Genomic DNA, 24,616 nt, shown 5'->3' with positions numbered 1-24,616 from the left:
GGTCAGACGGGCGCTGTCGCGCCCGTGGGTATTTAACGGATCACGCCGTCCTGCATGGACTGCTGTTGTGCCCCTGCCGGGGTGCTCAGGTGTAACGTACCATTAACGGTCGGACGAAGCGGCTGATCTGCCTGCAGCTTGCCGGTCACATTGAGCGTAATACTGCCTTTTTCACCCGCGGGAGTCACCGGCCAGCCCCAGTGGGCAAAAAGGTCGGTCGGAACAGACTGCCCTTGTAAGCTGAGGCTGAAATTACGTGACGGCTGCTGTGAGATTTGAGCACTGCCAACCAGCGGACCGTTATCTGCCAGCATTTTCAGATCACTGACAGTGATTTGCCGGTCATCGGCATGGAGTTTCAGCCAGGGGGCATTAATATCCCGGCGGTTAAATGTCGCTTCGGTCGCTTTCCATTCACTGTCACCGGACCAAATCCCCCACTGATGATTTCTGGCCAGTAATAATTCGTGGCCGGTACCATGCAATGCTGTCATCTGGAACGGAAATGCCGGATTGATATCGATCACCAGCGAGTTACTCACGGCCAACTGATGAACGACCACCGAGTCCAGCCAGTCAGGTAACGGAGCCATCCACCACTGACGCCAGTCCTGCGGCAGGGTATATTCCAGCCCGGAGATTGTCAGGTTGTTCAGTGCCAGTTGCCGGTTAGCACGCAGCCAGTCACCACTGGCGCTTAGGGTTCCGTTTTTCCAGTGAGTACTGATGCTGTCTATTCGCAGACCCTCAGGGGTGGCTTCGGCGTCGGCCTGTGGCGACACAAAATCATTATTATCATAGACCAGCTCACTGGCTTGTAATTTCAGTGTGCCTCCCTGAGTCAGCAGGTCACTGGCCGGTAATTGCGGATTGGCCAGCTGCATATTGAAATCTGTGACTGCCCAGTCCGGGCCGACAATGGTGGCATGGCTGATATCTATCCGTGCGGGACGAATATTGTGGCGGACCAGCGGTGCCAGAAAATCAGGTAAGTTTTTTTCGGTCTGGAACCGGATATCCTGCAGGGAGAGTTGCTGTACCTGCCAGTGACCCTGCGCATCGCGGGTCAATGAACCGGAGAAATTGCCCCGTTCTGCCTGACCATCCAGATGATCCAGAGTCAGTTGTTGCGGATCAACCTGGCCGTTGGCATGAATATTCGATAATTGCTGTGTGTTTAGCGTTAACTGTCCGATACCCATACTGAAGTGATACTGGCTGCCTTGCAGACTGTTTTCCCCGGGGTTCCAGGGCGAAATATCTGCCACTATCTGACTGGCTTGAAAGCCGGAATCGGTACCCGTACCCGGCTCGACGATGCTGATGTTGTTCAGCCGGAGGTGATTTGCCTGTAACGGGATAGCCGTACCGGGACTGATGTTCGCCAGGTTAACTTCACCGTTCGTCAGGGTAATCGAATCAAAGCGGGAAGGAGAGCTGAACTGAAGCAGTGATAAATCCAGTGTTACCTTATCGGCGACGACCAGGGCCGGCTGACCATCATGACCAAAACTGAAGTTGTCTAAGGTAACTTCCAGCGGAGTACTGAACGAGTGGTGTAATCTGCCGATAGACAAATGATAGGCGGTTTCATCGCTGATCCAGCGACTAAGCGTGGCTGCTCCCCAGGCGCTTTTCAGCAAAAAATAGCCAGTAATAAGCACAAGTAAAAGGATTAGCAGCAGTATCAGGAAAAATTTTCCAATAAATTTCATGGTGTCGGTCCTGAGTCCTGAGGGTAAGCGAAGGTCTGTTATGCCTGAATTTGCTTCAGACCTCAACGGTGATCATGCGCGGAGTCCACCGGAAGGCGAAAAAAACAGCCTGAACCGGTTAGCAGAATGGCGGGGTTACCCCGCCATTCTGCTCTGAAGTTCTGCCTTATGCGCTTTCCTGGTCTGCAGGAAAAATCAGATTCAGGATAATCGCCGTGATCCCCCCGGCGGCAATGCCGGAAGAGAACAGGGTTTTTAGCCAGTCAGGAGCAAACTGCAGGATCTGCGGTTGCTGGGAAACGCCCAGGCCGACGGCCAGTGAAATGGCAATGATCAGGATAGCCCGCCGGTCAATCGCCTGCCTGGAAACAATACGCACTCCGGAGGCCGCAATCGTGCCGAACATGACCAGCGTGGCCCCGCCCAGCACCGGTTCAGGAATATGCTGAACGGCTGCACTCACTGCCGGGAAAAGCCCCAGCACAATCAGCATTAATGCCACCAGGAACCCGACATAGCGGCTGGCGACCCCTGTCAGTTGAATAACGCCGTTATTCTGCCCGAAACAGGAGTTAGGGAAGGTATTAAACAACGCGGACACACAGGAGTTGATACCGTTAGCCAGTACGCCGCCCTTCAGGCGTCTCATATAAACAGGACCACTCACCGGTTGTTCTGAGACATCAGAGGTCGCCGTAATATCGCCGATGGTTTCCAGGGAGGTCACCATAAAGACCAGCATCAGCGGCAGTAACAAATTCCAGTCAATGCCCAGTCCATAGTAAAAAGGGCGGGGCACTGCGATCAGCGGAGCATCCGGATCCGCGGCAGTTACCGGCAGCATATGCAGGCACCACGCCAGCAGGTAGCCGATGGCCATTGCGATCACCAGTGAGGCAATACGCAGATACGGGTTTTTCTGACGGTTAAGCAGGATTATCGTCAGTAAAACGACACCGGCCAGCAGCAGATTTTCCGGAGCGCCGAAGGTGTGGTTGCTCATGGCGCTAAAGCCCCCTCCGATGGAGGTTAATCCGACCTGGATCAACGACAGACCGATGATCATCACGACAATACCGGAGACCAGGGGAGTAATCACCTTACGGGCATACGGCAGAATGCGGGATAACAGCATTTCGGTACAGGAAGCCAGCATAAGGGTGCCAAACAGAGCAGCCATCATCGTCGGGACATCGGCCCCCCCATGTTTCAGCGCCAGGCCGCCCATGATCAGCAGGGAGACAAAGTTAAAGCTGGTGCCCTGAATGGAGAGCAGCCCCGAACCTACCGGCCCCCAGGTGCGGATTTGCAGCACAGAGGCGATACCGGACGCGAATAACGACATACTGATAATATGCCGGGTGTCCTGTGCCGGTAAGCCGAGGGCATGGCAGATGAGTAATGCCGGCGTGATCACAGCCACAAACATTGCCAGCAAATGCTGCAATGCCGCGAACAGGGCCTGCGGTAAGGGCGGTTTGTCTTCCAGACGGTAAACCAGATCACTGTGTGAAGAACCGGAAGGTTGTCGGTCAAACGGGGCATGGGCAGACATCAAGGCATCCTGATCGAGATAAAAGAAAGCGATTTTAATTATCCGCCGGATAAAAGCAAACGTTTGCCAACGGGGCAGGAACTCTCAGGCGTGGGAAAAACGTTCTGTCGCGGGCAGCCAGCGTTCAATCAGTGCAACCGACTGCGCCGGATATTGCTCATGAAGATGGCGTGCAATACGTTGTATGGCCGGGATCATCGCCTGATCGCGGAGCAGATCGGCGACTCTGAATTCCGCATTACCTGTCTGGCGTGTACCCAGTAATTCTCCCGGGCCACGGATTTCCAGGTCATGCTGGGCAATAACAAACCCGTCATTACTGTCACGTAACACCTGTAAACGTTTCTGTGCTGTTTTACTGAGCGGCGATTTATACAGTAAAACACAGTGGGAGGCGACGGCCCCGCGCCCGACGCGGCCCCGCAGCTGGTGCAGCTGGGCAAGCCCGAGCCGCTCAGGATTTTCGATGATCATCAGGCTGGCATTGGGTACATCGACACCCACTTCAATGACCGTGGTGGCGACCAGCAGGTGTAACTGGTTTGCTTTAAACTGCTGCATGATGGCCTGCTTGTCGGCAGGTTTCATCCGTCCGTGTACCAGACCGATTTTCATCTCAGGCAGCGCAAGTTGCAGTTCCTGGCAGGTGGCTTCTGCGGCTTGTGCCTCAAGCTGGTCAGACTCTTCGATAAGGGTACAGACCCAGTAGGCCTGACGTCCCTGCCGGCAGGCCTGCCCGACCCGCTGAATGATGTCGTCACGACGGGTATCCGGGATGGCCACCGTCGTAACCGGCGTACGGCCCGGAGGCAGCTCATCAATGGTAGAGGTTTCCAGATCGGCGTACGCCGTCATGGCAAGCGTACGGGGGATCGGGGTCGCGGTCATAATTAACTGATGCGGATGGAAGCCCTGTTGCTCCCCTTTTTCCCACAGTGACAGGCGCTGATGTACCCCGAACCGGTGTTGTTCATCAATAATGACCAGTGCCAGCCCGTTAAATTTCACCTGCTCCTGAAACAATGCATGTGTACCGACAATCATAGAAACCTGACCACTGGCAATGGCTTCCTGCTGCGCCTGACGAGCTTTACCTTTCTGCTTGCCGGCCAGCCAGCCCACCTCGATACCTAACGGTGCCAGCCACTGGCGGAAATTACTGGCATGTTGTTCTGCCAGTAGTTCTGTCGGGGCCATCAGTGCGACCTGATAGCCATGGGCAATGACATTTAATGCTGCCAGTGCGGCCACCAGCGTTTTACCTGAACCGACATCCCCCTGAACCAGGCGTAGCATCGGGTAGTCATGCTGCAGATCCTGCTCGATTTCTTTGACTACCCGCGTCTGTGCTCCGGTCGGGGCAAAGGGTAGCGAGGCCAGAAATTGCCGGCTGAGGCGGTGGTCTGCCGGCATGGGGCGGGCATGATGACGCTGTGCGCCGGCCCGTACCGCCAGCATACTCAGGTTATGGGCCAGTAATTCTTCGGTGATCAGACGTTGCTGTGCCGGATGTTTCCCTTGTTCCAGGTCGCTGAGCAATAACCCCGGCGGGGGACGGTGTAGCGTTTTCAGGGCGTCGGCCAGTGACATCATGCCGCCACGCAGTTCAGCAGGCAGCAGTTCATCAATCGGGCAGCTTTCCAGTAATTGCAGGGCCTGGTCGGTCAGTTTACGCAGCGTCGCCTGGCGGATACCTTCGGTAGCCGGGTAGACCGGGGTCAGCGTTTCCTGTAATTTCGTCACCTGTTGTTGTCCGGTGATCCGGTATTCGGGATGAATAATTTCAGCGCCCCGTTGCCCGCGTTTGATCTCGCCGTAGGCAACCACATGGCTGCCTTTTGCCAGCGCATTTTTCATGCCGGCATTGAAGTTAAAAAAGCGCAGCGTGACGATGCCACTGCCGTCACTGATCTGGCAGACCATCATCCGGCGTCGTCCGAAGGAGACTTCCGTGGAGAGGACTTCACCTTCTATGGTGGCAAAGAGGCCGGGCAGTAAGTCATTGATCCGATACAGGCGGGTACGGTCTTCGTAGCGAACGGGAAGGTGCAGTAATAAATCCTGCAAGGTATGCAGGCCAAGCTTTGCCAGTTTTGCAGCCTGACTGGCGCCAACGCCGGTCAGGGTATTCAGCGGAATGGCGTCGAGCAGGCGGCCTTTCATTTTTTATGCTTTCGGCTATGACCGGTTGCCTGCATGGCAGACCACCAGTGCTCATCGGCTTCTACCTCACCCTGATCGTTGATCCGGGGATAGGGCAGCCCTTTTTGCCGCGCGACCCGAGCCAGTACAGGGTAGCCACCTTCGAATAACAGACGTTGCTGTTCAGCCTCGTCCAGCAAACAGTGGTCACGCTCGTACATACCGGCGATTTGTCGCTGACGTTGTGCTTCATACAGGATCAGGGCGCAGGCGACTGAAACATTCAGTGACTGCACCATCCCCAGCATCGGAATAATAATATCCTGGTCAGCGAGGTCCAGCGCTTCCCGGGTGATACCCGTTTTCTCCTGGCCCATCAGAATACAGGTAGGCCGGGTATAATCGATGTCACGGAAATCTACGGCCGTATCGGAAAGATGGGTCGCCAGAACCTGCATACCTGCAGATTTTACCGTGCTGACGGCTTCTCCGATGCTTCGGTGCGTGATGACATTGACCCAGCTATTACTGCCGGCGGAGGAGGAAACGGCGGTACGCATGCGATCCCCGGGCCAGACGGCGTGGACATGATGAATGCCGACCGCATCTGCCGTGCGGATCACCGCAGAAACATTATGGGGTTTATGGACCTGTTCCATGCATACTGTCAGGTCATGCTGGCGACGGGCCAGCATTTCCGCTATCCGGGAAAAACGTTGGTCATTCATGTGATCAGTTACGGTTCCGATGTACTTTAATCACATCCGGCATTACACGAATTTTCCGCATAATATCCGCCAGATGAATACGGTCATGGACCGTGAGGCGCATAAAGGCAGTATAAACCCGGCCATCACGTTCTTCGGTATTCAGGCTCTGAATATTGGAATGACAGGTGTTGATCGCTGCTGTCAGGTTTGCCAGGGCACCCTGATGGTTGAGCATATCGACTTTAATTTCTGTCACAAAGTCCTGTCCGGTCTCTTTGTCCCATTCGACCGGCATAAACTTCTCTGCTTCTTTCTGATAGCCCCGGATGTTACGACAGGATTCATGATGCACCACCAGCCCTTTACCGGGACTGACATGCGCTACAATCGGGTCACCGGGAATAGGCCGGCAACATTTTGCGAAGGTGATCAGTACACCGTCAGCCCCTTTAATCGGCAGCTTATGCTTTTTACTGGTCGCCTGAGGCAAGTGCTCTGTCGGTTCTCCCGGCAGTAAATTCTTAGCCACAACAACGCTCATCGCGTTACCGAGACCGATTTCTGCCAGCAGATCATCCAGAGACGCCAGTTTCATCCGTTCCAGTTCATGGCGGATATTTTCCTGCGGAACTTCAGCCAGCTTTTTACTGCCGCCCAGCGCATGGCTGAGCAGACGGCGTCCGAGACTCACGGACTCTTCCCGCTTCAGGTTTTTCAGTAACTGACGGATTTTAGCCCTGGCTTTTGAGCTGACCACAAAGTTGAGCCAGGCAGCATTTGGCCGGGCACCTGGCGCGGTAATAATTTCGATGGTCTGTCCGCTGGACAGTGACTGTGATAACGGATAAGGCTGGCGATCTACCCTGGCACCCACACAGGCATGGCCGATATCCGTATGGACGGCATAGGCAAAGTCGACCGGCGTTGCACCTGCCGGCAGTTCGACAATGCGACCTTCCGGGGTAAAGACGTAGATTTCGTCAGGGAACAGATCGGATTTCACACTTTCGATAAATTCGAAGGAGTTCCCTGTACTTTGCTGCAGTTCCAGCAGACTCTGTAACCAGCGCTGGGCGCGAACCTGAGCGGTGGTGGAACCACTTTCGCCATGTTCTTTATAGGCCCAGTGTGCCGCAACCCCCATCTCTGCCATCTGATCCATATCTTCGGTACGGATCTGTACTTCCACAGGCACACCGTGTGGCCCAATCATGGATGTATGAAGAGACTGATAGCCGTTGGCTTTGGGGATAGCAATATAATCTTTCACCCGGCCCGGGCGAGGCTTATACAAACTGTGCATTTGCCCAAGGACACGGTAACAGGTATCGACATCTTTCACGATCACGCGAAAGGCATAGATATCCATAATGGAATGAAAACGCTGCTCTTTGAGATGCATTTTCTGATAGATAGAGTAGAGGTGTTTCTCACGTCCGCTGACACGGCAGGGGATACCGGATTCCTGTAACCGGCCATCGATTTCGGCCAGTATTTTCTGGATCATCTCTTTCCGGTTACCGCGGGCCGCTTTCACCACCTCTTTAATCACCCGATAACGGTTAGGGTAGAGCGCTTCAAACCCGAGCTCTTCCAGTTCCGTTTTCAGGTGATGGATACCCAGCCGGTGGGCCAGGGGGCTGTAAATTTCCAGCGTTTCCAGCGCGATACGCCGCCGCTTGTCCGGACGAAGCGAACCGAGGGTCCGCATATTGTGTGTCCGGTCTGCCAGCTTGATTAATATGACCCTGATATCCTGTACCATGGCCATGATCATCTTGCGGAAGTTTTCTGCCTGAGCTTCTTTTTTATCGCGGAATTTCAGCTTATCCAGCTTGGATACGCCTTCGACAAGCTCTGCGACACTCTGACCAAACAGTTGCTCCATATCCTGGTAGGTGGCCGGGGTATCCTCAATCACATCGTGCAATAACGCGGCCATGAGAGTTTCATGGTCGAGTCGCATTTCAGCCAGAATACAGGCAACGGCTACCGGATGGGTAATATAAGGCTCACCGCTGGAACGCGTCTGACCCTCATGGGCATCACGAGCAACAAGATAGGCTTGCCTGAGGCGTTTAATCTGATCCTCAGGCAAATATTTTTCAATCAGTTGATTAAGACTTTCAAACAGATACAAAGGCGGCCTGCAACAGTCAGATTAACGACGACCTTCAGCAATCGCGGTCACAGCCTGAAGTTCGGCCGCTTCCTGTTCATGCTGTTCCTGACGATCACGTACGTCCAGAATCTGGTTTGTGATCAGCCCTTCTTCGATTTCACGTAAAGCGATAACCGTGGTTTTATCGTTCTCTTCCGGAACCAGGGCATCTTTGCCTCCGACCTGCATCTGACGTGCACGACGTGCAGCGACCAATACCAGGTCAAAACGGTTTCCAACTTTTTCTACTGCGTCCTGAACGGTTACGCGTGCCATAAGTGTGCTACTCCACAGATGAAGAAATGACTGGGCATCATACTGAAACCCGGTTCAGTGTGCCAATAATTTGCTGATTAATGCATCATGTCGCGCAGTCTGACGGCGAATACGCAGTCGTTCTGCACGGATAATGGTCTTCAGATCCGAAAGCGCAAGATCAAAGTCATCATTAACAATCAGATAATCGTACTCTGCATAATGACTCATTTCATCGACAGCCTTCGCCATACGCTTTTCGATAATGTCTTCACTGTCCTGACCACGGCCTCTCAGACGTCTGTCCAGCTCATCTTTTGAGGGCGGCAGAACAAAGATGCTGCGAGCTTCCGGCATCTGATGACGGATCTGTTGTGCGCCTTGCCAGTCGATATCCAGAAAAACGTCGACCCCTGTCGACAGCACCTGTTCAATCGCCTGACGGGAGGTACCGTAATAGTTACCAAATACCTCGGCATACTCCAGAAATGCATTTTCAGCAATCATGGTACGGAACTCGTCTTTAGAGACGAAATAATAGTGCTCGCCTGCGACTTCGCCCGGTCGAATGTCCCGGGTGGTGTGTGAAACTGAGACCTGAGTGTCATACAGTGGCTGCGTTTTCAGCAGTGCCTGTATCAGGCTGGATTTTCCCGCACCGCTAGGGGCGGAGACAATATAAAGCGTACCTTGAGCCATGGTTATCTTGAATTGAGTAAAGAGCGGGGACAATATTCTCATGATTATACACGCCCCGGCGCTCTGGCGCAGCGTTTGCTTGCATTTAGCCACAGATTTATTTGCGGGGCCGCCGGGCATTCTGCTGCCTGCGGGCGGATAACCGATGGTTTTTTTGTGAGAAATCTCCGGTAATACAAGATGTTCTGCTGAACTTCCGTAACAAAGGCGGCATACCAGGGGTCGGAGGTGTGCTTGTGTTCAGACGACTACTTATTATCTGCGGGCTGACAGGGTTATCAGTGATGGCGGCAGACTGCCCCCCGTGGACCCCCGCCCGGGCGTTGACGGAAGTGGCCGGTCTTCAGCAACAGCTCAGGCAGTGGGATGATGCTTACTACCGCCAGGGGCTGTCACCGGTAAGTGACAGCGACTATGATCGGCTGTCGGAAAAAGCAGCGCTTTGGCAGAAATGTGCCGGGTTACCGCCGTCGCGCGCTATCCCCCGCTGGCCAGCCGATGGCCGTCAGCGGCATCCTGTCGCGCATACCGGTGTGCGTAAGCTGAAAGACAAGCTGGCGGTTTCCCGCTGGATGCAGAATAAACAACCACTCATCGTACAGCCTAAAATAGACGGCGTGGCGGTCACGCTGGTATACCGCCACGGTAAGTTGTCTGCCGTGACCAGCCGCGGGGACGGTTTGCAGGGCGAGCCCTGGCTTGGCAGAGCGTTAGCAATTACTGCGGTTCCGCCGGTGATCCCTGCAGACGCGGCGATCATCGTACTACAGGGTGAAATTTTTTTACCCCGGCGGCAACATCGACGGGCCCGGGAAGGCGGAGGGGGTGACAGGGCCCGTGTTGCAGGACTGATGCGCAGTCAGAGCTCTCTCCCGGCAGGTCAGCGGCTGGGGATCTTTATCTGGGCCTGGCCGGATGGCCCGCCGTCGTTACAGACACGCATTACGCAACTGTCGGAGTGGGGTTTTCCCCTGACGAGAGCATGGACCCGGGAGGTGGTAACGGCAGAGGAGGTTGCGCTGTGGCGTGACCGTTGGTTTCGCGGCGAGTTACCCTTTACTACAGACGGTATTGTGATCCACTCCCTTCCTGCGGCTTCGCAGCAATGGCGACCCGGGCATAACCTCTGGTCTGCAGCCTGGAAATATCCGGCCCCCGAAATCAGTACCGGCGTCCGGGAGATCCGTTTTACGGTCGGACGGACAGGAAAAGTGTCCGTTGTCGCGACGCTGCAGCCGGTACCGCTTGACGATAAACGCATCAGCCGCGTCAGTCTCGGGACTGTCGCAGCCTGGCGACGCCGGGATATTCTTCCCGGGGATGAAGTCATCATCGGGCTGGCCGGGCAGGGGGTTCCTGCCATCCGACGAGTGGTGTGGCGGGTGGCTGAGCGTCATTATCCTGCCCCGCCGTCAGAGGCCAGGTTTCATGAATTCAGCTGTTTCCGGCTGACGACCGCATGCCGTGAACAATTTTTATCCAGGCTGAGTGGTCTGAGTGAACGGCAGGGGCTGAACCTTCGGGGGATCAGCCGTGGCAGCTGGCAGCAAATGCTGTCTGTACCGGAATTTGACCATCTTCTGTCATGGATGTCGTTCACCCCGGCACAACTGGTGCAGGCCGGGTTCAGTCCTGTCCGATCCGCGGCAATGGTCCGGCAATTCCTTCAGGCCCGGCAACTGCCGGCGATCCGCTGGCTGCAGGCTCTGGGGGTTCCGGTTCCCCGTCAGGCAGCAAGGCACTTACGTAGTGAAGAGCTTACAGCATTGTCAGCCCGCTCTCTGGCTGACTGGCAGTCCCTTCCGGGTATTGGTGCAGAGCGGGCCAGGGGGATCAGCGCAAGGCTTCAGGATGCCAGGTTCCGGGTGTTACTTACCTTTCTACAGCAGCAGATGGCGAAGATACCGCAGACAACGGTCAGACAACGCGGGGACAGTGAGTAACCGGCAGCGGACATTTTTATCTTCAGGTATGACAAACCTGAGCAGACTGCCGGCCATCCAATATCAGCGGTGCGTTTTCGTGAAAAAAGGGACCGTTGCAGCCTGAAGAGGCTGCGGTGTTCGACGTGTTGCGGCGGGCTTTGTGCCGGCCGGCAACCCTCTGGCGGTAAAGGAGCAGTGGGGCTGTCATAAAACTGTCATAATTCGGACATTTTAATGTCATTAAACTGTCCTATTTTGCCTCCTGCAGCATGACTAACCCGTTTAAACTGGCATTGAGCCTGAAAATACACTCCCCCGGAGGGAATATGACACTGATGCATAAGACTGTTGCCCGGGTACTGGCAGCGACATTGTCTCTGAGCGCTGTTTCTGCATTTGCAGCTACCAATTTAACCGGCGCGGGCGGTACCTTTCCGGCCCCGATATATGCCCGCTGGGCTGCGGATTACCAGAAAGCGAATGGTAGTCAGGTGAACTATCAGGGGATTGGTTCTTCCGGTGGTGTGAATCAAATCATTGCCAAAACCGTTGATTTCGGTGCTTCTGATGCACCACTTTCTGATGCGGATCTGCAGAAACACGGTCTTTTCCAGTTTCCGACGGTGATCGGTGGTGTGGTTCTGGCGGTCAACCTGCCGGGAGTGAAATCCGGTGAGCTGACGCTGAACGGTGAAACCGTCGGTGACATCTATCTCGGAAAAATCAAAAAATGGAATGATCCGGCGATCGAGAAGCTGAACCCGGGCATTAAGTTACCTTCCTCGAATATTAATGTTGTTCGCCGTGCAGACGGCTCAGGGACGTCGTTTGTCTTCACAAGCTTCCTGTCTAAAGTGAACAGCGAGTGGAAAGATAAAATCGGGAAAGGTAATACCGTGAACTGGCCGGTCGGGCTGGGCGGTAAAGGGAATGATGGCGTTGCCGCTTTTGTACAGCGTCTGCCGGGCTCCATTGGTTATGTTGAGTATGCTTATGCGAAACAGAATAACCTGACCTATACCAAACTGGTGGATGCAGATGGTAAGGCTATCCTGCCTTCTGAGAAAAACTTCAGTAACGCTGCGAAAGGGGCTGACTGGAAACAGACATTCGCTCAGGACCTGACTTATCAGAAAGGCGATGATGCATGGCCTATCTCTTCAACCACCTTTATCCTGGTTTATAAAAAGCAGTCAGATGCCACTAAAGGCGCAGCGGTGTTAAAATTCTTCGACTGGGCTTATAGCCATGGTGATAAGACTGCAGAAAGCCTGGACTACGCGGCTTTACCGGCGTCTGTTGTAGAAGAAATCCGTAGTGCATGGAAAACCAATATCACTGATGAAAACGGAAAAGCCCTGTACCAGTAAGGCTGAATACCGTTAACTCATGTGACCCCATGGGCGGCTAATGCCGCCCTGTTAATCGTGAAGCAGAGACTCTTATGGCGGAAAGAAAGCCGACATTTAAAGCCCCCGGAAAGCAAGGCGATATCCTCTTCAGCGCACTGGTCAGGCTGGCTGCGCTGGTCGTATTATTACTTCTGGGCGGTATTATCGTTTCCCTGATCATCTCCTCCTGGCCCAGCATCCATAAATTTGGTTTTGCCTTCCTCTGGAATAAAACCTGGGATGCCCCGAACCAGCAGTTCGGTGCGCTGGTACCTATTTACGGAACGGTGGTCACGTCAATAATAGCTCTGCTGATTGCCGTACCGGTCAGCTTCGGTATTGCCCTGTTTCTGACAGAACTTTCCCCGGGCTGGCTGCGCCGTCCTTTGGGCACCGCGATTGAATTGCTGGCGGCGATCCCAAGCATTGTTTACGGCATGTGGGGGCTATTTGTTTTCGCTCCCTTATTTGCCAACTATTTTCAGACGCCGGTCGGCGACCTGCTGTCTTCTGTCCCTTTTATTGGTCAGTTATTCTCAGGTCCTGCGTTCGGTATCGGTATCCTGGCGGCCGGCGTTATCCTGGCGATTATGATCATTCCTTACATCGCCTCGGTAATGCGGGATGTCTTCGAGCAAACCCCGGTGATGATGAAAGAGTCTGCTTATGGACTCGGCTGTACTACGTGGGAAGTTATCTGGAACATCGTGCTGCCTTTTACCCGTAACGGCGTGATCGGGGGGGTGATGCTCGGACTGGGGCGCGCATTAGGTGAAACGATGGCCGTCACCTTTATTATCGGCAATACCTATCAACTGGACAGTGCCTCGCTCTATATGCCAGGCAACAGTATTACCTCTGCGCTGGCGAATGAGTTTGCGGAAGCCTCCTCCGGGTTACACGTAGCGGCATTGATGGAGCTGGGATTAATTCTGTTCTTCATTACTTTTGTGGTACTGGCGATTTCCAAACTGATGATACTGCGCCTGGCTAAAAGTGAAGGAGGCCGCTCATGACGACGTTGGATCCCGGCGCCCGGGCCGCGCTTGCGGCGTCCCGCCGTAAAATGCAGTCACGCCGTAGCCTGAAAAATAAGATAGCGATCTTTTTTTCACTGCTCACCATGGTTTTTGGTCTGTTCTGGCTGGTCTGGATCCTCTGGACCACGGTTTCACGCGGGGTGGGCGGACTGTCTCTGGATCTGTTTACTCAGTCAACGCCTCCGCCAAATACTGATGGCGGCGGCCTGGCGAATGCCCTGGCCGGTAGTGGTCTGCTTATCCTGTGGGCTACGGTCATTGGTACCCCGCTGGGTATTCTGGCAGGGATTTATCTGGCCGAATATGGTCGTAAATCACTTCTGGCAGAGGTCATCCGTTTTATTAACGATATCCTGCTATCAGCGCCTTCGATAGTGATCGGGTTGTTTGTCTATACGCTGGTTGTTGCAAAGATGCACCATTTCTCCGGTTGGGCAGGTGTACTGGCGCTGGCATTGTTACAGGTACCGATTGTTATCCGTACCACAGAAAACATGATGAAGCTGGTACCGGATACGATGCGCGAGGCCGCTTATGCACTGGGGACGCCGAAGTGGCGAATGATCCTGGCCATTACGCTGAAAGCTTCCGTTTCCGGCATTATGACCGGAGTATTGCTGGCGATTGCCCGTATTGCCGGCGAAACGGCGCCCTTACTGTTTACAGCGCTGTCAAACCAGTTCTGGAGCACCGACATGATGCAGCCACTGGCTAACCTGCCGGTGACCATTTATAAATTTGCGATGAGTCCTTTTCCTCAATGGCAAAGTCTGGCCTGGGCGGGCGTGCTGATTATTACCCTGTGTGTCTTGCTGCTGAACATCCTGGCACGGGTTATTTTTACTAAGCGTAAACACTAATTTTTACGGCGTGGCGGATGCGGCGCCGGGATAAGAGAGACGAAGCATGAATATGGCACAAATTAATGCAGCGGCAGCTAAAATTCAGGTCCGTGACCTGAACTTCCATTACGGTAAATTTCACGCGCTGAAAAATATTAATCTGGATATTGCTCGCAACGAAGTGACCGCATTTATCGGGCCTTCCGGTTGTGGCAAATCAACGCTGCTGCGTACGCTGAACAAAATGTATCAGCTCTATCCGGAGCAGCGTGCCGAAGGACAGATCCTGCTGGACGGTGAAAATATTCTCGAAAATAGCCAGGATATCGCGTTATTACGTGCCCGTGTCGGGATGGTCTTTCAGAAGCCGACACCTTTCCCGATGTCTATCTACGATAATATCGCGTTTGGTGTTCGTTTATTTGAGAAGTTGTCCCGTGCCGAAATGGACGAACGTGTGCAATGGGCTTTGACCAAAGCGGCCCTGTGGACGGAAACCAAAGATAAGCTGAATCAGAGTGGCTATAGTCTGTCGGGGGGACAGCAGCAACGTTTGTGTATTGCCCGCGGTATCGCCATTCGTCCGGAAGTTCTGTTACTTGATGAGCCCTGCTCAGCCCTCGACCCGATTTCTACCGGACGTATTGAAGAGCTGATCAGTGAATTAAAACGGGATTATACCGTGGTGATTGTGACTCATAATATGCAACAGGCCGCGCGTTGTTCTGACCATACTGCCTTTATGTATATGGGCGAACTGATTGAATTCTGTGATACCGATACGCTGTTTACCAAACCGGCCCGGAAACAAACCGAAGACTATATTACAGGCCGCTACGGCTGAGCCCCGGCCATGCCCCTGACCCTTTGCCACCCTCTGCATGACAGAGAGCGATTGCGATACTGGAGAACACCATGGATAGTCTGAATTTAAATAAACACATTTCCGGGCAGTTTAATGCTGAGCTGGAGCATATCCGGACCCAGGTCATGATTATGGGGGGGCTGGTTGAGCAACAACTGACCGACGCCATCACGGCCATGCAGAATATGGACAGTGAACTGGCTCAGCGGGTGATTAATGACGACCAGAAAGTGAATATGATGGAAGTCGATATTGATGATCATTGTGTCCGGATTATTGCTAAACGTCAGCCGACGGCCAGCGATTTACGTATGGTGATGGCTATCATTAAGACTATCTCCGAACTGGAGCGCATTGGGGATGTGGCTGAAAAGATCAGTCGTACTGCGCTTGAAAAATTCGGTCAGAACCACCAGCCGCTGCTGGTGAGTCTGGAGTCTCTCGGCCGTCATGCGGTACAGATGCTGCACGATGTTCTGGATGCGTTTACACGTATGGACCTGAACGCGGCTATCGAGATTTATCGTGAAGATAAAAAGGTGGATAAAGAGTATGAAGGCATTATCCGCCAGCTGATGACCTATATGATGGAAGATCCGCGGACTATCCCTAGCGTACTGACGGCACTTTTCTGTGCCCGTGCTATCGAGCGTATTGGCGATCGTTGTCAGAATATCTGCGAAATTATTTTTTATTTTGTCAAAGGTCAGGATTTCCGCCACCTGGGTGGCGATAAGCTGGACCAGTTATTAGCCGGAGATAACCTTCCGGAGTAACAGGCATTATCCCGCTGCTATCCGCCCGGATAGCAGCGGCTGGTGTATTAATCTATCCATAGCTTGTCTGCCCCATCCTTTTTATACTTCCTCCACCTGAATACCTTCCGTAAAAATGGATACACACGTGCGTAAGAAAAAAAGAGTGACGCCAGCGAAAGCAATGCTCGCGGCGATCAGTGGTTATGCGATGGATGGTTTTGATCTGCTCATCCTCGGGTTTATGTTACCGGCGATCAGTCTTTCTCTGTCGCTCAATTATTCACAGGCCGGTTCTCTGGTGACCTGGACTCTGATAGGGGCGGTGATAGGAGGGATTATTTTTGGTCATCTGAGTGACCGTTTCGGGCGGATCAAAATACTTTCGCTGACTATCCTGATGTTTTCTGTATTCACCGGATTATGCGCTGTCGCCAGAGGCTATCCGGATCTACTGGTCTACCGGACACTGGCCGGTGTCGGGCTCGGGGGGGAGTTCGGGATAGGTATGGCACTGATTGCGGAAGTCTGGCCTGCCAGTAAACGTAACCGTGCATCGGCATGGGTGGGTATTGGCTGGCAGGCAGGTGTACTGATGGCCGCTGTACTGACGCCAGTATTGCTACCTTATATCGGCTGGCGCGGAATGTTCCTGGTGGGGCTTATTCCTGCACTGTTTTCTTTTGTTATCCGTCATGGATTAGGTGAACCTGACGCATTTGCCCGTCAGCCGGCCGAACCTACGCCTCTCGCCTTTACGTCTCGTCTTAAATTACTCTTTAAAGACAGAATGACGGCAAAAGCCAGCATAGGTATTTTTATTCTTTGTTCGGTGCAAAATTTTGGCTATTACGGGCTGATGATCTGGATGCCGGGTTATCTTTCCGCGAACTTTGGTTTTACGCTGACAAAATCGGGGATCTGGACAGCCGTCACCGTTATAGGCATGACACTGGGTATCGGGTTATTTGGAATACTGGCCGACCGTTTTGCCCGCTGGAAAATCTTTATCCTGTATCAATTAGGGGCGGTGGTTATGGTGGTGGTGTATGCAAGGCTTACCGACCCCTCGCTGATGCTGCTTGCCGGTGCGGTGATGGGGATGTTCGTGAACGGCATGATCGGTGGTTACGGTGCTCTCATCTCTGATACATTCCCGGTCGCCGCCCGGGCGACTGCGCAGAATGTATTATTCAATGCCGGGCGCGCCGTCGGAGGGCTGGGACCCCTGGTCATCGGCTCGCTTGCGTCAGAATGGTCTTTCACGGCGGCGATAACTCTGCTGGCACTGATCTATGTGGTCGATGTTCTGGCAACGCTGTTTTTATTACCCCGTACCCGGGGAACGGATGATGCTCTGGGGGCGATTGGTTAATACGCTGACGGGCCTGGCGGTGAAAACCGGCAGGCTCTTCTATCGATACGTGATAGTGAAGGCTTTGTATATTATTCATGGCGTTCATTTTTATTGAATGCATTCGGGTGAAATACTCTGATAATTTACCCCTGTATGATTTTGAATTCCGGATATTCTCTTCGGGAGTGAAATAATCATGACGTCAGTTTCCTTTTTGTGGCAGTATTTAATCAGTTTTCCTTTTTTTATCCCGGTATATTTCTTAATTATAAAATGACTCTGTATTTTGCTTTCCGGATGTGTGTGTGCGGATATATTGCATTAAAATAATCGTCAGGTATATTTCCTGTACGCAAATGATAACGGTACGGACCGGTGTATAACTGACGGGGACGTATGTCATTGCGTGTTTCATACTCTTAGGGATTTTTATAAAAAAGGAATAATCTATGAAAGAATTAACTCACGTTGAAGTGGAATGCGTTTCTGGTGCGGGCGCACTGGCAGATTCTCTGGGTAATATCGGTAGCACTCTTGGTGGTGCAATGAAAGTGCTGGGCCTGAAAAACTCGGTAGCAAACGCTTCTGCCGTTGGAACTAACCTGGGGCTGACTCTCGAATCTGCCTTCAGCTTTGTGACCTCCGCGATTAAATTATTACGCGATAAATAGTCACTGACTATCCCTCCAAGGTGCCAGAGATCTGGCACCTTTTTTCAGATCAGGTTATCAGGATCGGTCATTCTTAAGGGATGGCTCCGTCAGTGCTTAAAAGTGATAGTGGAACCCATGGAAGGAAATTCGATTTTCAGGGAGGAGGCTCTCCGTCATCTGAGAACACAGTGGCTCGGTAAGGCACTGCTTATTTCAGCATGTCCGGCCTGGCTGGTGGTGCTTTTTTCTGCCTTCTTTTTTTCTGTCATTATCGGCGGGCTTTTATTTGGTGAATATACCCGCAGGGTTAATGTCGGGGGAGAAATTATCTCCCGGGAGCAGGCAATAACCATTTACTCGCCCTGGCAGGGTGTTATTTCCGGGAAATATTTTGATACCGGGCAACAGGTAAAGAAAGGGGAGCCGTTATATGAGATTGATGTCAGTAAAACAACGCTGAACGGCAACGTAAGTCTGCGTGGTGTGGAAGCTATCAGGCAGCAACTGGTACTGATTGATGAAATTATAAAAAAAATAAATCGTAATAAAATCTCCGCCAGGGAAAACCTGCAACAACAACTGGAAAAATATAAAAAAGCGCATAAAGACTCACTGGCATTAATGGACAGTTCGACCCGTGGACTGCAGGATATGAAAAAAAGCATGGGTAATTATGATGATTATCTTAAGCGGGGATTAATTAATAAAGAACAGTTCAATAACCAGCGCTATTTATTCTACCAGCAGCAATCGGCATGGCAGAGCCTGAATACTCAGGCAATCCAGGAGAGCCTGCAGATAATTAATCTGGAAACGGAAATCGCTACAAAATCTGCTGATTTCGATAATCAGTCAGCGGAGTATGCCTTAAAGCGCAGCGAGCTTGAACGCCAGCTGGCCGAAGTTAACGCCAGTGGCACCTTAATTATTAATGCCCCGGAAGACGGGACTATCGAAAACATGGTGTATACCGTGGGGCAGATGGTTTCAACCGGTGACAGTCTGGCGCAGGTGATGCCGGCCGGAGACCCGGACTTTTCATTGATCCTCTGGCTAACGGACAGCAGCCTGCCGTATGTCTCTCCGGGCGATAGCGTGAATCTTCGGTTTGAAGCCTATCCTTTTGAAAAATTCGGGCAGTTTCCGGGAAAAATCAGGTCAGTCTCACAGATACCGGCAGGCCAGAAAGAGCTGGCAATGTATAGCAGTAGTGCGACCGGTATCAGCCAGGGGGTAACCCAATCCTATTATAAGACGATAGTCGCACTGGAAAGCGGAGACTTCCGGTTTCAGGGCAAACCTATGAGCTGGTCTAACGGGATGAAAGCAGAGACCACGTTGTTCCTGGAAAGCCGGCCATTATATCAATGGATCCTGGCACCTTATTATGACATCAGGCGGAGTCTGAGCGGGCCTTTACATGAATAATGAATTCTTTAATGACATCATCCGGCGGATCCAGCTGTCGCCCTGGCGACGGGTTCCCCGCATTCTGCAAACGGAGGCTTCTGAATGCGGTCTGGCGTGTCTGGTCATGGTGTGTCGTTACTTCGGGATGGACATCGACCTGCTCAATATGCGTCGTCGCTTTGGTATCTCGTCGCACGGCGCGACCCTGGCCACTATCATTCATATCGCCGGGCAACTGTCCTTAAAAACACGTCCTCTGTCGCTGGATATTGATGAAATCTGCCAGCTCAAAAGACCCTGTCTGCTGCACTGGGATATGAGTCACTTTGTGGTGCTGGTGGCGGTGAAGCGGGGGCGTTTTATTATCCATGACCCGGCATTTGGTCGCAGAATGGTTGGTCTTACTGAAATCTCCCGCCATTTCTCCGGTGTGGCGCTGGAAGTCTGGCCGGATAGTGAGTTTATTCCGGTTAAAGCCCGTTCAAAACTGAACCTGCGATCGCTGATGAAAAATATCAGCGGATTACCGGGCTTTCTGATCCGGATCTTCTGTTTATCGTTACTGGTAGAAGCGGTCAATCTCCTGATCCCGATGGGCACCCAGTTGGTGATGGATCATGTCATCATTGCCCGGGATCATGATCTGCTGGGCCTGATCTGCCTCGGACTGCTGACATTTATCCTGTTCCGCACCTTTATCAGTATGCTGCGGGCCTGGACGTCGCTGGTCATGCAGTCACTGATCGATATTCAATGGAAGACCGGGCTGATGGATCACTTACTCCGGCTGCCGCTGGCCTACTTTGAAAAACGTAAGCTCGGCGATATCCAGTCCCGTTTTTCGTCGCTGGATACTATCCGCTCCACCCTGACCAGTAGTCTGGTGAGCGGGACTATCGATGTTATTGTTTCTGTCGGCGTATTCGTGATGATGCTGTTATACGGTGGCTGGTTAATTGCAGTCGTACTGGGATTTACGTTGATCTATATGGTATTACGTCTGTCGACTTATCAGCGCTACCGCCAGGCCCAGGAAGAGCACATTGTCAAAGAGGCCCGTGCCGGGTCCCATTTTATGGAGACGCTTTACGGGATCAGTACACTAAAGGTGCTGGGATTAACAGAAATACGTTCCAGATTCTGGCTTAACCTGAATATTGATACGACTAACGCCGGTATCCGGATGACGCGTCTTGATATGTTATTTGGCGGCGTTAACGCGCTGATCTCCACCCTTGATCAGGTGATCATCCTGTGGCTGGGTGCATCAATGGTCATTGACGGGCAGATGACGCTGGGGATGTTTGTGGCCTTTAATGCCTACCGCGGGCAGTTTTCTGAGCGCGCTTCGGCACTGATAGATATGGTGTTGCAGTTAAGAATGCTGGCATTACATAACGACAGGATTGCCGATATTGTCCTGCAGGAAACCGAGGTATACCAGCCTGCAAGAAGACTTTGCCCGCCAGACGAAGCGGCCAGCCTGCAGGTGCGGGACTTGGGGTATCAGTATGACAAACTGAGCCGGCCTGTTTTTTCAGGTGTCAGCTTCCTGGTCGCCGCCGGAGAAAGTGTCGCGATCACGGGGCCTTCGGGGTCGGGTAAAACCACACTCATGAAAGTGATGAGCGGATTACTGTCATCTGATACCGGGAATGTACTTTTTAACGGTATTGATATCAGCGGCGCCGGACTGAATAATTATCGTGACTGTATTGCCTGTGTGTTGCAGGAGGATAAGTTATTCGCCGGATCTATTGCCGAAAATATTTCCAGCTTTAGTGAGCAGAGAGACCCGGACCGGATAATTTCTTGTGCGCAAAGCAGTCATATCCATGATGAAATAATGCAAATGCCGATGGGATACGAAACCCTGGTCAGTGAACTGGGGGGTAGCCTGTCCGGAGGCCAGAAACAGCGTTTACTGATTGCCAGGGCTCTCTACCGCCGCCCGGCCATACTGTTCCTCGATGAAGCGACCAGCCATCTCGATCTCGACAATGAAGCCAGGGTCAACGCCTCTATTCGTGAATTAAAAATCACCCGTATCTTTATTGCTCATCGCCCTTCAACCATTGCCAGTGCAGACCGGGTGATTGAGTTGTCCCGTGTCGTCTCCTGAACCCACCGGTGGGGTCTCCCCGCCGGTTTTTCCTGTATCCCCCCGGGGCCTGTAAACGGCCTTATCTCTCATAATTGATCCTGAATTAGGAGTTTTGTGGTTTTTTCAGGCAAGATAGCGCCAGCAGTTACCGGCCCATTGCTGCCTTGAAACGTGAAGCGGACATCACGGGATCCGGTATTTTCAGCAGGGGGGAGTATGGAAATAACCACAATATTCTGGTTCTGGATAGCCATTGCTGCGCTTTTTGCGCTGGCAGAACTGATGACAGTCACATTTTTTGGCCTCTGGATGGCCATTGCTGCCATGGTACCGGCGCTGGTCGTGCTGATCGTTCCGGCATTATCCCTGGCGGGGCAGTTACTTATCTGGGTGGTGGCGTCATTGCTTTGTGCCTGGGTCTGGGTTCGCTGGATCCGTAGTCCGCCCGAAAAATATCTCGCGGAACCGCTGGTGGGGCAGCAAGGGATTCTGGCTTCGGCATTAGTGCCGGGGGAGACCGGAAAATTGTTACTGAGTAAACCGGTTCAGGGACGTCAGGAGTGGCCCTGTATCAGTGATGAGTCTTTACCCCGTCAGGCGCGTGTAACGGTAGTCGCGATGATTGGCGAAGGACAGGTAAAGGTTACAGCTATCTAATTTACTACATGAGAGAGGGAGTACTATGTCATCGGGGCTGTTTGCATCAGGTTTAATCATTATTTTACTGGCGATTACGTTCTTTAAATGCGTACGCATTGTGCCGCAGGCAGATCAGTGGATTGTGGAGCGTCTGGGAAAATATCACAGTACTCTTAATCCGGGGCTGAACATCCTGATCCCGTTTCTGGATGTCGTCGCCTATAAAATGTCGGCGAAAGATCAGATGTTTGAAGTGAAAGGTATCGAAGGGATCACCAAAGATAATGCGACGGTCGGGGTCAACGCCATCTGCTTTATCCGTATTGCAGACCCGAATAAAGCCGCCTACGGCATCGACAGTTATAGTGCTGCGGTGCAGAACCTGGTGATGACCACCATTCGTAATGCCGTCGGGGGAATGAATCTGGATGATACGTTATCCAATCGCGATCAACTGGCGATTAATTTGCGGGCGAATATGGAAGAACAGATGAATGACTGGGGGCTGATCCTGAGGACCGTTGATATTCAGGATATTACGCCATCAGATTCTATGCGCAAATCGATGGAACAACAGGCCGCCGCAGAGCGGGAGCGTAAAGCGACGGAAACCCGTGCCGAAGGGAACAAGAATGCAGCCATACGTGAAGCCGAGGGGAAAAAGCAGGCCATGATCCTGGATGCTGAAGCAAAGCTTGAAGCATCACGACGGGAAGCTGAGGCGATTGAAACACTGGCCGCCGGACAGAAAAAAGCGACGGAACAGCTGGCATACGCTCTGAACAGCGCCGGAGGGCATGAGGCGATGTCATTCCAGTTGGCGAACAATTATGTGGCGACGCTCGGGGATCTTTCCAAAAGTAATAATACGAAGGTTATCGCCATGCCGGCGGATCTGGCACAGGCAGTGGGGGGATTACTGAATGCCGGAGCCCTGATGTCCGTGGGTGCTGAAGCGGCGACAGATTCTCCGTCCGGAAACAAACGGTCTTCCTGAAAATATACCGGCCCTGAAGGGCCGGTATCCGGTTTATTTACCAATACAGAAGCTGGAGAAAATCCGTCCCAGCAGGTCATCCGCAGTGAACTCTCCGGTAATTTCACTCAGCGCCAGTTGTGCCAGGCGCAATTCTTCGGCCAGCAGCTCTCCGGCCCGGGCATCCAGTAACTGTCCTCTGCCCTGCAGAAGGTGTGTTCCTGCCAGCTCCAGAGCCTCGAGGTGACGGCGTCTGGCAATAAAGCCGCCTTCGATATTCCCGGAAAAGCCCATACTCTGTTTCAGATGCTCACGCAGCGTATCGATGCCCCCCCCGGTACGGGCCGATAAACGGATTAAGGTATGGCCGGCCTCTGATTCTGCTCCGGGAGACTCACCGGTGATATCGGCTTTGTTGCGGATGACGGTCACCGGCAATGCTTCCGGCAGACGAGAGATAAAGTCCGGCCAGATATGCCGGGGATCGGTATCGGTGGTGGTGGTGCCGTCAACCATAAACAGGACGTGATCGGCCTGTTCAATCTCCTGCCATGCGCGCTCAATACCGATGCGTTCGACCTCGTCGCTGGCTTCACGCAACCCGGCCGTATCAATGATATGCAGCGGCATACCATCAATATGAATATGTTCACGCAACACATCGCGGGTGGTGCCGGCAATATCGGTCACAATCGCCGCTTCGCGCCCCGCCAGTGCGTTGAGCAGGCTGGATTTACCGGCATTCGGACGTCCGGCGATCACCACCTTCATACCTTCGCGCAGCAGGCTTCCCTGGCGTGCTTCACTCCGCACCGCCTCCAGATCATTAATCACCTGTGCTAACTGTGCTTCAATTTTGCCGTCAGAGAGGAAGTCGATTTCTTCATCCGGGAAGTCGATAGCGGCTTCCACGTAAATACGCAGATGGGTCAGGGCTTCCACCAGCAGGTTCACCCGGGTAGAAAATACGCCCTGTAAGGAGTTCACCGCCGAACGGGCTGCCTGTTCCGAACTGGCATCGATTAAATCGGCGATAGCTTCTGCCTGGGCAAGGTCCAGTTTATCGTTCAGAAACGCACGTTCAGAGAACTCACCCGGTCTTGCAATACGTACACCCGGCAGTCCGGCAATGCGTTTCAGTAACAGATCCAGGATGACCGGTCCGCCGTGTCCCTGCAGTTCCAGCACATCTTCGCCTGTGAAGGAGTTTGGCCCGGGAAACCACAACGCAATGCCCTGATCCAGAACCGAGCCCTCTGCATCCAGGAAGGGGAGGTAATCTGCATAACGGGGTTTCGGGAGTTTCCCCAGGATCTGTTGTGCGATGCCGGCGGCATGCGGGCCGGAAATTCTTAATATACCGACTCCTCCGCGACCCGGGGGCGTTGCCTGGGCGACGATAGTATCGCTGTGGCTCATAAC

General features: G+C 52.9%; 20 protein-coding genes. 12 read left to right on the top strand and 8 right to left on the bottom strand.

What is annotated here, in order from left to right:
• Positions 1-32 precede the first annotated feature (32 nt).
• The 7 genes from GTPT_RS02530 to gmk form a co-directional block, all read right to left on the bottom strand.
• Positions 33-1,715 (bottom strand): AsmA family protein, encoded by a 1,683-nt coding sequence (locus tag GTPT_RS02530; RefSeq protein WP_029990040.1) that lies wholly within the window; start codon positions 1,713-1,715, stop codon positions 33-35.
• A 166-nt stretch (positions 1,716-1,881) separates the two neighbouring features.
• Positions 1,882-3,270, bottom strand: coding sequence for a nucleobase:cation symporter-2 family protein (locus GTPT_RS02525; RefSeq protein ID WP_029991285.1), 1,389 nt, complete (start codon positions 3,268-3,270; stop codon positions 1,882-1,884).
• A gap of 84 nt (positions 3,271-3,354) precedes the next feature.
• Positions 3,355-5,433, bottom strand: a complete 2,079-nt coding sequence (gene recG, locus GTPT_RS02520; protein ID WP_029991283.1) for an ATP-dependent DNA helicase RecG — start codon at positions 5,431-5,433, stop codon at positions 3,355-3,357.
• Positions 5,430-6,140 carry a tRNA (guanosine(18)-2'-O)-methyltransferase TrmH gene (trmH, locus tag GTPT_RS02515; protein ID WP_038010762.1) on the bottom strand — a complete coding sequence of 237 codons (711 nt, stop codon included), beginning with the start codon at positions 6,138-6,140 and terminating at the stop codon, positions 5,430-5,432. Before trmH ends, recG begins: the two co-directional genes overlap by 4 nt.
• Positions 6,141-6,144: 4 nt before the next feature.
• On the bottom strand, positions 6,145-8,262 hold the full coding sequence (gene spoT / locus GTPT_RS02510) for a bifunctional GTP diphosphokinase/guanosine-3',5'-bis pyrophosphate 3'-pyrophosphohydrolase (protein ID WP_025901580.1): 2,118 nt from the start codon (positions 8,260-8,262) through the stop codon (positions 6,145-6,147).
• 21 nt (positions 8,263-8,283) lie between these two features.
• Positions 8,284-8,559, bottom strand: a complete 276-nt coding sequence (gene rpoZ, locus GTPT_RS02505; protein WP_025901579.1) for a DNA-directed RNA polymerase subunit omega — start codon at positions 8,557-8,559, stop codon at positions 8,284-8,286.
• A gap of 54 nt (positions 8,560-8,613) precedes the next feature.
• Positions 8,614-9,237: a guanylate kinase gene (gene gmk / locus GTPT_RS02500; RefSeq protein ID WP_025901578.1), complete on the bottom strand. Its 624-nt coding sequence runs from the start codon at positions 9,235-9,237 to the stop codon at positions 8,614-8,616.
• Between the two features lie 236 nt (positions 9,238-9,473).
• Between gmk and ligB the strand changes: the two genes are divergently transcribed.
• The 12 genes from ligB to GTPT_RS02435 all read left to right on the top strand — a co-directional run bounded on the left by ligB (position 9,474) and on the right by GTPT_RS02435 (position 23,215).
• Complete coding sequence (ligB, locus tag GTPT_RS02495; protein ID WP_244875088.1) at positions 9,474-11,180, top strand: NAD-dependent DNA ligase LigB; 1,707 nt, start codon at positions 9,474-9,476, stop codon at positions 11,178-11,180.
• A gap of 308 nt (positions 11,181-11,488) precedes the next feature.
• Positions 11,489-12,532: a phosphate ABC transporter substrate-binding protein PstS gene (pstS, locus tag GTPT_RS02485; protein ID WP_025901575.1), complete on the top strand. Its 1,044-nt coding sequence runs from the start codon at positions 11,489-11,491 to the stop codon at positions 12,530-12,532.
• Positions 12,533-12,606: 74 nt separating this feature from the next.
• Positions 12,607-13,569, top strand: coding sequence for a phosphate ABC transporter permease PstC (gene pstC, locus GTPT_RS02480; RefSeq protein ID WP_025901574.1), 963 nt, complete (start codon positions 12,607-12,609; stop codon positions 13,567-13,569).
• Positions 13,566-14,453: a phosphate ABC transporter permease PstA gene (pstA, locus tag GTPT_RS02475; RefSeq protein ID WP_029991277.1), complete on the top strand. Its 888-nt coding sequence runs from the start codon at positions 13,566-13,568 to the stop codon at positions 14,451-14,453. The genes pstC and pstA overlap by 4 nt, the downstream gene beginning before the upstream one ends.
• 52 nt (positions 14,454-14,505) lie before the next feature.
• Positions 14,506-15,279 (top strand): phosphate ABC transporter ATP-binding protein PstB, encoded by a 774-nt coding sequence (pstB, locus tag GTPT_RS02470; protein ID WP_029991276.1) that lies wholly within the window; start codon positions 14,506-14,508, stop codon positions 15,277-15,279.
• 71 nt (positions 15,280-15,350) lie between these two features.
• The gene (gene phoU / locus GTPT_RS02465; RefSeq protein ID WP_025901571.1) at positions 15,351-16,076 is read left to right on the top strand and encodes a phosphate signaling complex protein PhoU; all 726 of its coding nucleotides are present in this window, start codon (positions 15,351-15,353) and stop codon (positions 16,074-16,076) included.
• Between the two features lie 163 nt (positions 16,077-16,239).
• Positions 16,240-17,430 (top strand): MFS transporter, encoded by a 1,191-nt coding sequence (locus tag GTPT_RS02460; protein WP_156022701.1) that lies wholly within the window; start codon positions 16,240-16,242, stop codon positions 17,428-17,430.
• A gap of 431 nt (positions 17,431-17,861) precedes the next feature.
• On the top strand, positions 17,862-18,083 hold the full coding sequence (locus GTPT_RS02455; RefSeq protein ID WP_025901569.1) for a hypothetical protein: 222 nt from the start codon (positions 17,862-17,864) through the stop codon (positions 18,081-18,083).
• Positions 18,084-18,200: 117 nt separating this feature from the next.
• Positions 18,201-19,493 carry an HlyD family secretion protein gene (locus GTPT_RS02450; RefSeq protein ID WP_025901568.1) on the top strand — a complete coding sequence of 431 codons (1,293 nt, stop codon included), beginning with the start codon at positions 18,201-18,203 and terminating at the stop codon, positions 19,491-19,493.
• On the top strand, positions 19,486-21,597 hold the full coding sequence (locus GTPT_RS02445; RefSeq protein ID WP_029991274.1) for a peptidase domain-containing ABC transporter: 2,112 nt from the start codon (positions 19,486-19,488) through the stop codon (positions 21,595-21,597). The genes GTPT_RS02450 and GTPT_RS02445 overlap by 8 nt, the downstream gene beginning before the upstream one ends.
• Before the next feature lie 198 nt (positions 21,598-21,795).
• A complete protein-coding gene (locus tag GTPT_RS02440) occupies positions 21,796-22,236 on the top strand; it encodes an NfeD family protein (protein ID WP_029991273.1) in 441 nt (146 codons plus the stop codon).
• Positions 22,237-22,261: 25 nt separating this feature from the next.
• A complete protein-coding gene (locus tag GTPT_RS02435; protein ID WP_051170893.1) occupies positions 22,262-23,215 on the top strand; it encodes an SPFH domain-containing protein in 954 nt (317 codons plus the stop codon).
• A gap of 33 nt (positions 23,216-23,248) precedes the next feature.
• On the opposite strand, the gene mnmE is transcribed toward GTPT_RS02435, so the two are convergent.
• Positions 23,249-24,613, bottom strand: coding sequence for a tRNA uridine-5-carboxymethylaminomethyl(34) synthesis GTPase MnmE (gene mnmE, locus GTPT_RS02430; protein WP_029991271.1), 1,365 nt, complete (start codon positions 24,611-24,613; stop codon positions 23,249-23,251).
• Positions 24,614-24,616 lie beyond the last annotated feature (3 nt).

This window comes from Tatumella ptyseos ATCC 33301 (assembly GCF_000735525.1).
GTDB classification, from domain to species: Bacteria; Pseudomonadota; Gammaproteobacteria; order Enterobacterales; family Enterobacteriaceae; genus Tatumella; species Tatumella ptyseos.
The sequence above is the reverse complement of the archived record's forward strand: the minus strand, read 5'-3'. Positions and strand labels throughout refer to the sequence as shown.